Raw genomic sequence first — 9,316 nt, forward strand, 5'->3', positions numbered from 1 at the left:
CAGCCTCGATCTTGACCTTGGGAAGAAAATCGACGACGTACTCCGCGCCCCAGTAGAGTTCCGTGTGACCCTTTTGCCGGCCAAAACCCGTCACCGCAATGCCTTGCACACCGATGGCGGACAGGGCTTCACGTACATCCATTTTAAGGGTTTAATGATTGCAGTAACAAGCTTCATGAGTGGTCTCTCTCGATATAGGTATTCGGGCGCGGATTAGAACGTGCGCCCGATCGTCACGTAAAAAGTGGAACGATTGAGATCTTTAAGATCCGCATTGGCCGCGGAAGCGGAACCTTTCCAAAAGTCCTTGTTGTTCGCATCCACGTAATAGCCACCCACGGTCCAACCGTCCTTGATGGCGTAACTCACGCCCAGTTTCCAATCGAGAAAACTGAGGTCCGTCTCGCCATTGATGGGGGCGGAACGTTCCTCGGAATAGCGGGTGTAGCCAGCGTGCACGACCAGAGTCAGCCCATCCATGAGCGGGTAATTGGCATTGCCTTCGAGGTAAATGGTGCCCTTCGAGTCACCCTTTAATGCGGCCGTATTCTAGTTAATGCCAAAGTAATCGGTAAGGGCGTAGGAGAGTTTTCCGCTTACCCATTTCCAGTTCCCTCCCACGTTGGCTTCCAGCGTGTCGTATTTCTCGTCGATACACGGTGCACAGTTGTAGATCTTGTTGTAATTGGAACCAGGGTAGTAGTAATAGAGCAGACCAGCGCTGTAACCCACGTCGTCATTGATCTTGCCGTTGTATCCCCCATAAAAGTCCAACTCCAAGGAGCCCCCGGCAAATTGGTTCCCGCTCACGTTGGAAGCCCAGGCTCCGAGATACAAACCGCTTGCGTGCGCGAAGTCGAAGCCCGCCTGAACGGCTGGCCTGCCCCGCGCTTGGGTTTGCCCGCGAAACAGGTAATCGGAAACCATGTAGGCGTTGCTCGATAGCGTGAAGGCAGGGCTCGCTTCTTCGGCAGCGGCCAAAGAGGATGCGCCCAGGAGAAGGACAGAAATGGTCCGCGCAAAGTTTTTGTGCATCACAGATTCCTTTCGATTAAGTGGCAAGATTTTCCCGGCGTCCATGTGCACGTCATACGCCATGTGCGAATCGTCATTGCATCAAGCACTTAACATCGAGCCTAGAAAGGCGCGCACCGCCACGGTGCGCGCTCTCGGGCAAGATGCACAAGGCGGCGGCGCAGAACCCGCAAACTTGCTCTGCTAAACTCATGCGCATCCAGGAACTGCCAAGCTTCTCGTATGAATCCGTCATGAGCCAAAAATTCGCCGAAGACTTAATGTCGAAATTTTCCGGCCTGCTGGCCAATAGCCCGGCCAAGGGCCTGGATCGCAATGCAAAAGCTTTGTTCGCGAGCTTCTTCTCCCACATGAACCTGGTGACGCGAGAGGAGTTCGACATCCAGCGCGAATTGCTGGCCCAGACTCGCGAGAAGCTCGAAACCTTGGAAGCTAAGGTGTCGCAACTCGAGGCCGCTCGCAGTGCTCCGGGGCCGCGGGCCGCGAGCGATCATCCATGAATGCCACTCGATACACGGGCGTTGCCATCGCTCTGCACTGGTTGATGGCGCCGATGCTTTTGGGTTCCATTGCCATGGGGCTGTACATGGTGGAATTGGACCTGAGTCCGCAAAAACTCAAGCTGTATTCATGGCACAAGTGGGCTGGTGTCACCCTTTTCTTGCTCGCCTGCATCCGCGTGTTGTGGCGCCTGGCGCATCCCGCACCTCCGCTGCCCGCGAATCTGCCTCGCTGGCAACACGGCGTGGCCCACGCCACCCATTTGGCGATTTACCTGTTGTTGTTAGCCATTCCTCTGTCGGGATGGCTGATGAGTTCCGCGTTCGGATTTCAGGTGGTCTATCTGGGTGTGCTTCCCATTCCCGGCTTGCTTGCGAAGAACAAGGAACTCGCCGAACAGCTCAAGGAGGTGCACGAAATCCTCAATATCACGTTGTGGATTCTTTTGTTCCTGCATGTCGTCGCGGCCCTTAAGCATCACGTTATAGACCGCGACTCGGTGCTGCATCGCATGCTGCCCGTTCTGAAGAATCCAACAGGAGTGAAACGATGAAATCCCCTTGGGGCTGCCTTGGAGGCGTTTTGCTCTCCTGCCAGGTTTTGGCGGCGCCGGTTACGGTGGTCGATCTGGCCAAGAGCGAAATCAAATTCGTATCCAAACAAATGAACGTACCCGTGGATGGTGTGTTCAAGAAATTCGATGTGCAATTCTTTTTTGACCCCGACAAGCTTGCAAGCAGCAAAGCACTGCTCTCGGTGGATATCGGCAGTATCGATACCGGCAGCACCGAGGGAGACGCCGAAGTGCAGCGGAAACCCTGGTTCAATACCAAGGAGTTTCCCAAGGCCACCTTCATGTCGAGCGCGATCAAGTCCCTGGGCTCAGGACGTTACGAGGTTTCTGGCAAACTGACCATCAAGGGCAAATCGAAGGACGTGGCGGCGCCTTTCACCGCGAAAACCGTGGCGGGCGGGACGACTCTCGAAGGCGGATTCACGCTGCTGCGGTCTGATTTCGGGATTGGGGAAGGCCCTTGGTCCGACCCCGAAACGGTCGCGGAAGAAGTGCAAGTGAAGTTCAAGTTTCTGGGACGAGCAAAGTAGGTTGGGCTAACTTTCGATAGAGGCGCTCGATATGAAAAAAGTACTGGCCATGAGCATTGCGATGATGACCGGATCGGCCGCTTACGCCGCCGACTCATACACCATCGATTCGCGCCACACTTTCCCAAGCTTCTTCGAGGTGAGCCATTTGGGTTTCTCCACCCAGCGTGGCCGGTTCAACGGAACGAAGGGCAAGATCGTACTCGACAGGAAACTCAAAACCGGATCCATCGATGTCACCATCGCCACCACAACCCTCGACACTGGATTCGACAAGCTCGAGGAACACTTGCGCGGCGTGGACTTCTTCAACACCGAAATCTATCCGGCCATGACCTTCAAGGCCGACAAAATTACCTACAACGGCGACGCGCCGTCGAAGATCGACGGCGAGGTCACTTTACTGGGTGTGCCCAAGCCTCTTACCCTGTCCCTCGTGCATTTCCGTTGCGGCATTCACCCCATGTTGAAGAAGGAAGTGTGCGGTGCCAATGCGAGCGGCACCCTCAAACGCTCCGAATTCGGCATGAAGTACGCCGTTCCCGCCGTGGGCGACGAAGTGAAGATTCTCATTCAGGTGGAAGCGATCAAGGATTGATCGTCTTCGGTTTGTAGCGATCAAAGGGCGCTTTTAGCGCCCTTTTTGCTGGCGGTTCTCCGCTAGACTTGCTGCATCTCATTTAGGCGCTTACGGATTCAGTGTTGACGGATTTGGAGAAGATTTTGATGGACGGCGCTCTGGTTTCGGGGGATCAACAAGGGGATCACCCCTTGTTCCTTCTGGGGGATAAACAATGGGCTTCTCCCCTTGTTCGTAACATGCTTGTTGCCGAAGCGAGTGCATCCGTTTTGGTTCCGGCTTGGCCGGCTTAGGTTTACCGGCACCATGTCTCTCGCCGTCCTCTTTAGCCGCGCGCTGGTCGGCATGGATGCACCGTTGGTCACGGTGGAAGCGCATCTTTCCAACGGCCTGCCCAGCTTCACCATCGTCGGGCTCCCCGAGGCCGAGGTGAAGGAAGCGAAGGACCGCGTGCGCGCCGCCATTCAAAACGCGAAGTTCGAGTTCCCGGCGCGCCGCATTACGGTGAATCTCGCGCCCGCGGACTTACCCAAGGAGGGCGGGCGCTTCGATCTGCCCATCGCCTTGGCCATTCTCGCCGCTTCCGGCCACATTCCAAGGGATAGATTGCAGCAATTCGAGTTCGCCGGAGAGCTTGCCCTGACGGGAGAGTTACGCCCCATCTCCGGCGCTCTGGCCACCACTTATTACGCGCACCGCTGCGGCAGGGCCTTCATCCTCCCCACACTATCGGCACAAGAAGGCGCGCTGGTGGAGCAAGCGCAAGTGTTGAGCGCGCACTCGCTTCTTCAAGTGTGCGCCCATCTCATGGGGCGCGGGGATCTCGAAAGAGCACAGGCCCCGCTCCAAGCCGCCGCGAACCTTTATCCGGACTTCGCCGATGTCAAAGGTCAGGCACAAGCCAAACGCGCCCTGGAAATCGCGGCGGCGGGAGCCCACAGCATGTTGATGAGCGGGCCGCCCGGCACGGGCAAGAGCATGCTGGCGGAGCGTCTACCCGGCATTCTCCCCCCCATGACGCAGGAGGAGGCGCTCACTTCCGCGGCTATTCAGTCCCTCGGCGGCAATGGGTTCAAGACCGAGAACTGGAAGCGCCGCCCCTACCGCGCACCCCATCACACCGCGTCGGGCGTTGCCCTGGTCGGAGGCGGAAGCCATCCGCGCCCTGGCGAAATATCCATGGCCATGAACGGGGTATTGTTTCTCGACGAACTCCCCGAATTCGACCGGAAGGTATTGGAAGTTCTGCGCGAGCCCTTGGAATCGGGCCGCATCACCGTCTCGCGCGCGGCCCGCCAAGCAGATTTCCCAGCGCAGTTTCAATTGGTGGCGGCGATGAACCCTTGCCCGTGCGGCTATCTGGGCCACTACTCGGGCCGCTGCCATTGCACCGCCGACCAGGTTTCGCGCTACCGGCGCAAGATATCGGGACCCTTACTAGACCGGATCGACCTGCACATCGAAGTGCCGGCTCTTGCGGCCGAGGATCTGGCGGCCAAACCCACAGGTGAGGCGAGCGAGGCCATTCGGCAACGCGTTTTGGCCGCCCGGGACCGCCAACTCGCCCGCCAAGGGCTCCCCAACGCCCAACTAGCACCAAAGCAAGTAGAAGAGTTCGCCACCGCCGAGGACGCAGCAATGGAATTGCTGAAGAAAGCCATCATGCGATTGAATTTATCGGCCCGCGGCTATCATCGCATCTTGAAGGTTGCCCGCACTATCGCGGATCTGGCCGGTATCCACCAGGTCACAACCTCGCACATGGCCGAGGCCATTCAGTACCGGCGCCGCAGCGTTGATTGAGTACGGGAGAAACTTGGCTTCGCGGGATAACAGCCGATTCCCCTGGTCTGGGCCGCTCCAGCGGGTCTCCGGCGCGGTCTGTCAACAATGCTATGAAGTTCGCGCGCCGCCTCCCGATAACGTGCAGAGCGAAGCGCGCTACCTTAGGCCGGACCATGACTACCTACCCCGGGCCGGAAGAGCGCGACACACTGGAGCGAGTGAACGTGCAAGTAATGGATTCCCTGGACGCAGACGTCGAGCGCAAGCTCATGAGTGCCGTGGAGCGCATGCCTGCCTTTCCTCGCGCCGCGCAAAAGATCCTGGAATTAACCCGGCAGCTCAATTGCCCGCCCAAGGAAATCGTTGGGGTCATCGATAAGGATCCCGTGCTCACGGTGAAGATCCTCAGGGTGATCAATTCGGCCTACTACGGGCTGCCGAGCAAGATCACATCGGTGAACCAATCGGTGGTTTTCCTGGGCATCAACACCGTCAAGAATCTCGCCTTGGGCTTTGCCGCCGCCGGTACATTGCCACGCACCAATGCAGCCGGCTTCGACATGCACAAGTACCTGCTGCACTCTCTGACAACCTCGGTGCTTGCACGCCAGCTATGCGTGCAGTTCCCGGCGGCGGAAGCGGACCCCGGCGATTGCTACATCGCAGGCCTGCTCCACGATTTCGGTAAAGTGGTGTTCGCGCAATTCATGGCGGAGGAGTACAAAGCGGCGCTGAAGCTGCGCGCCGAAAGCGGCAGGCCGCTACACGAATGCGAAGCCGAGGTGATCGGCGCCGATCACGCCCTCGTGGGCGCCATGCTCGCCGCCAAGTGGCAATTCCCCACGGCCCTGGGGGAATGCATTCGCGATCATCACCGCTTGGACGTTCCCAGCACGCCGTTGCTGGACTGCTTGCGGGTAGCGAACCAGATTTGCCGGCGCCAGAAAGTGGGTGATTCTGGCAATCCCTTCCGCGATGACGAGGTGCCCGCGGCGCAGCGTTTTGGCGCGACCTTCGATGACATAATCGCCGGGGTGGGAAGCTTGGAGAAGATCGTAGCCGATTCGGCCATATTCGCCCAGGTGGGCACCAAATGAAGGTTCGCATGTGGGGAGTGCGCGGATCCATCCCCTCGCCTGGGCCGGCCACCCAGCGCTATGGCGGAAATACCACGTGCATCGAAGTGCGCTCCGACGACGACACACTGATCATCCTGGACGCGGGCACCGGTATTTTCCCGTTGTCGCAAGCGTTGCTCAAGCGCTTGCCCGTGAGCGCCAATATTTTCATCACCCATACCCATTGGGATCATATTCACGGCCTGCCTTTCTTTACTCCGATTTTTATTCCGGGTAACCACATCACCATTCACGGCGCCCATGACATCGTCTCCGGCCATGGCCCCGAACAAGCAATGTCGGTGCAACTGCAATACAGCTTTTCCCCCGTGAGAGAGGCCGAGCTGCGCGCGAAAATCGGCTACCGCACTGTCGGGTTTGGGGAATCCGTCGCCATCGGAGACGCCAAAGTTACCGGCACGCTGATGAATCATCCAGTGGTCAATTTAGGCTATCGCATAGATTGCAATGGCAAATCGGTCTTCTTCACGGGGGACCATGAACCCTACGGCAACATCTACGAGCCTGGCGACGAGGGCCATGACGAATACCAGCGCATGATCGAGGACCAGCAATCGCAACTGGATGCCGCGATTCGCGGGGTGGACGTGCTGATCGCGGACTGCTCCTACACTCCAGAAGAATATGTGACCAAGACCGGCTGGGGCCACGGCACCTTCGATACCAGCATCGAATTGGCGAAACGCGCGGGCGCCAAGCGCCTCGTTTGCACCCATCACGAACCCACCCGCACCGATGAGGACCTGGAGCGCGTGTTTGCGCAAGCCCTGTCGCGCTTTCCCCAGTCTCCCGGCGGCCCGGAAGTGATATTGGCACGCGAAGGACTGGAGATCGAAATTTGAGCGCACTCTCGGGCGCTGACTCAATCCTAAATGGCCTATTTAACCTAGAAAAAGCTATTGCAAACGAAGGAAATCAAAAACATCGGAGCAGCATCGCCCTCACCTGATTAGTGAGCCTCGGTCGCTCCGTGTTTCTTCGTACTTCCTTCGTGTTACTTGTGTTACTTCGTGTCCGGTTAATCGCCGTTTGTAGGTTTAAGGATGGCCGGGTCAATCTGCACGACGCTCTTGGCGTCCCCAAGCCAGATTTGGCCTTCCTGGATCGTGCACTGTAGCTGCATGGTGCGCCCGGCGAGTCCGGCCAGCGCTTGGGTCGCCGCGAAGGGCAAACTAAAAATAGAAAGGTTGGAGATGCGCGCAAGATCTGCCCCGCTCTGGCGCCACCACAAATCCGCGGCGCGGCCGCCGTAAGCGTAGACGAACACCGATTCGGAGCGCCCGCAGGCCTTGCGAACACGGCGCTCGCCTGGAAGGCCCACGTCGATCCAGGTTTTGATGACACCGGTAAGATCTTTCTCCCATAAGTCCGGCTCGTCCTCCGTACTCAAACCGCGGCCGAAGACAAGGTTCTCGGAGGCGTGCAAGGCGAACGCCAGCAATCGCACCATCAGGCGCTCGTCCGTTTCGGATGGGTGGCGCGCCAGCGTGAGGGAGTGGTCTTTGTAGTAGTTGCGATCCATGTCCGCGACCTGCAACTCGGCCTTGAAGATGGTTGCCTTGAGGGCCATGTGTGATGTGTGTTCTTGGAGTGGCGGGCGAACCGGGGAGGGCGGCCCCTAGCTACATACCGAGCGGCCCGTGAGTGGCGCGAAGGCTACCAGACCGGCGCGGAAAAGCTTACAGTAATGCCTTCGGCAGCACTCGGGCACATCATGATTGACCGGCGGGATTTTATTTCGTTGAGCGCGGCTACGGCGCTGGCCGCTGCGGGCCTGGCGAGCGCGCCGTTACGCGCCGCTGCGCATATCCGGCGTTACGCGCGCCTGAGCCGAACGGAACTCAAGGTCTCGGACATTTCCTTTGGCTCCGCGAGCACGGCGGACCACGCGCTGGTGCGCCATGCGTTGTCCTTGGGTATCAACTACTTCGATTCGGCGGAAAGTTACCGCGGGGGTGACTCGGAAGAAGCCATCGGCGAAGCGTTGCAAGGCAAGCGGCAACAGGTCTATCTAACCTCAAAGATTAAGGCGGATGCGCGCGACACGCGCTCCTCGCAAATGATGAAGGCCCTGGAAGGCAGCCTGAAGCGCCTTCGCACCGATTACGTGGATGTATATTTCAACCATGCAGTTAACGACGTGGCGCGCATGCAGAACCCGGAATGGCGCGAGTTCACCGATCTAGCCAAGCGCCAGGGAAAGATTCGCTTTCGCGGCATGTCGGGCCACGGCGGGCGGTTGATCGAGTGCCTGGATTACGCCATCGAAAACGATATTGTGGGCGTCGTCCTCGTGGCCTACAGTTTCGCGCAAGATCCCTCCTTCACCGACAAACTGCGCCATACCTTTCATTGGGCGGCCATCCAACCCGGTCTGCCGGCCGTGCTGGAGAAGGCGAAGAAGAAAGACATCGGAGTGATTGCCATGAAGACATTGATGGGCGGGCGTATGAACGACATGCGGCCCCATGAGCGCGCCGGGGGAACGTTTTCCCAGGCGGCGTTTCGCTGGGTGTTGTCGAATCCGAACGTGGACGCTCTGGTGATTTCCATGAGCAGTAAGGCGAATATCGACGAGTACGTTGTGGCTTCCGGCGCCACGAAGGTGAGCCAGTATGACTTGGAGCTTCTGCATCGCTACGCCGGAATGCGCGCAGGCAATTACTGCTTACCTGGTTGTAATCGCTGCGAGGAAAGCTGCCCCGCCGGCGTGGCCATTTCGGAAGTGTTGCGTACTCGCATGTACGCGGCGGACTATGGAGACACCGCCCTCGCAAAGGCCGAATACGCCGCGTTGAAGGGAGGTGCGGCGGCCTGCGTGAGTTGCGCGAGCCAAGCCTGTTTGGGAAGCTGTCCCGCGAATGTCCCCATCGCCCGGTTCACGCGCGAAGCCGCTACGGCGTTAGGGTGACAGGCCATGATCCGGTTTCTCGCTCACTTCCTTTTCATCTTGGCCGCGTGGACACTGGTTATCAAATACCTCCTGCCTATTGGCTTCGCATTGAAGGAAGGCGTGCCACCCGGCCAATACATCATGTTGGATCTATGGTGGGTGGTGCATATCGCTCTGGGTTGGTCTCTACTGAATTGGCGGAATTACACCTACAAGTTCGCGCTCTTGGTGTCCGTGGTGGAAATCGCGATCGTCGTGACGAAGTTCTGGATATTTCTA

Annotated in this window: 12 protein-coding genes and 1 pseudogene; 9 read left to right on the plus strand and 4 right to left on the minus strand. The window is 58.5% G+C overall.

Translation table 11 applies throughout. The features are described 5' to 3' along the window. The 3 genes and pseudogenes from EXR36_14620 to EXR36_14630 all read right to left on the minus strand — a co-directional run bounded on the left by EXR36_14620 (position 1) and on the right by EXR36_14630 (position 1,098). A pseudogene (locus EXR36_14620) lies at positions 1–177 on the minus strand (P-II family nitrogen regulator). A 36-nt stretch (positions 178–213) separates the two neighbouring features. Beyond that, entirely contained in the window at positions 214–513 is a 300-nt protein-coding gene (locus EXR36_14625; GenBank protein MSQ60830.1) for a hypothetical protein, read from the minus strand. 36 nt (positions 514–549) lie between these two features. Continuing rightward, the gene (locus EXR36_14630) at positions 550–1,098 is read right to left on the minus strand and encodes a hypothetical protein (protein ID MSQ60831.1); all 549 of its coding nucleotides are present in this window, start codon (positions 1,096–1,098) and stop codon (positions 550–552) included. Between the two features lie 128 nt (positions 1,099–1,226). On the opposite strand from EXR36_14630, the gene EXR36_14635 reads away from it, so the two are divergent. The 7 genes from EXR36_14635 to EXR36_14665 all read left to right on the plus strand — a co-directional run bounded on the left by EXR36_14635 (position 1,227) and on the right by EXR36_14665 (position 6,986). Further along, a complete protein-coding gene (locus EXR36_14635) occupies positions 1,227–1,535 on the plus strand; it encodes an accessory factor UbiK family protein (GenBank protein MSQ60832.1) in 309 nt (102 codons plus the stop codon). Next, positions 1,532–2,089, plus strand: a complete 558-nt coding sequence (locus EXR36_14640) for a cytochrome b (protein MSQ60833.1) — start codon at positions 1,532–1,534, stop codon at positions 2,087–2,089. The genes EXR36_14635 and EXR36_14640 overlap by 4 nt, the downstream gene beginning before the upstream one ends. Beyond that, on the plus strand, positions 2,086–2,640 hold the full coding sequence (locus EXR36_14645; GenBank protein ID MSQ60834.1) for a YceI family protein: 555 nt from the start codon (positions 2,086–2,088) through the stop codon (positions 2,638–2,640). Before EXR36_14640 ends, EXR36_14645 begins: the two co-directional genes overlap by 4 nt. 31 nt (positions 2,641–2,671) lie before the next feature. Further along, on the plus strand, positions 2,672–3,238 hold the full coding sequence (locus tag EXR36_14650) for a polyisoprenoid-binding protein (protein ID MSQ60835.1): 567 nt from the start codon (positions 2,672–2,674) through the stop codon (positions 3,236–3,238). Positions 3,239–3,526: 288 nt separating this feature from the next. Next, on the plus strand, positions 3,527–5,023 hold the full coding sequence (locus tag EXR36_14655; protein MSQ60836.1) for an ATP-dependent protease: 1,497 nt from the start codon (positions 3,527–3,529) through the stop codon (positions 5,021–5,023). 224 nt (positions 5,024–5,247) lie between these two features. Further along, positions 5,248–6,102 (plus strand): HDOD domain-containing protein, encoded by an 855-nt coding sequence (locus tag EXR36_14660; GenBank protein MSQ60837.1) that lies wholly within the window; start codon positions 5,248–5,250, stop codon positions 6,100–6,102. Further along, positions 6,099–6,986 carry an MBL fold metallo-hydrolase gene (locus EXR36_14665; GenBank protein ID MSQ60838.1) on the plus strand — a complete coding sequence of 296 codons (888 nt, stop codon included), beginning with the start codon at positions 6,099–6,101 and terminating at the stop codon, positions 6,984–6,986. Before EXR36_14660 ends, EXR36_14665 begins: the two co-directional genes overlap by 4 nt. Positions 6,987–7,162: 176 nt before the next feature. On the opposite strand, the gene EXR36_14670 is transcribed toward EXR36_14665, so the two are convergent. Continuing rightward, positions 7,163–7,714 (minus strand): YaeQ family protein, encoded by a 552-nt coding sequence (locus tag EXR36_14670; protein MSQ60839.1) that lies wholly within the window; start codon positions 7,712–7,714, stop codon positions 7,163–7,165. 117 nt (positions 7,715–7,831) lie between these two features. Here EXR36_14670 and EXR36_14675 point away from each other — a divergent pair, with 117 nt between their 5' ends. Beyond that, positions 7,832–9,055, plus strand: a complete 1,224-nt coding sequence (locus tag EXR36_14675; protein MSQ60840.1) for a hypothetical protein — start codon at positions 7,832–7,834, stop codon at positions 9,053–9,055. A 6-nt stretch (positions 9,056–9,061) separates the two neighbouring features. Continuing rightward, a partial coding sequence (locus EXR36_14680; GenBank protein MSQ60841.1) for a hypothetical protein occupies positions 9,062–9,316 on the plus strand: 255 nt, incomplete at its 3' end.

It is taken from the genome of Betaproteobacteria bacterium, assembly GCA_009693245.1.
Lineage (GTDB): Bacteria > Pseudomonadota > Gammaproteobacteria > Burkholderiales > SHXO01 > SHXO01.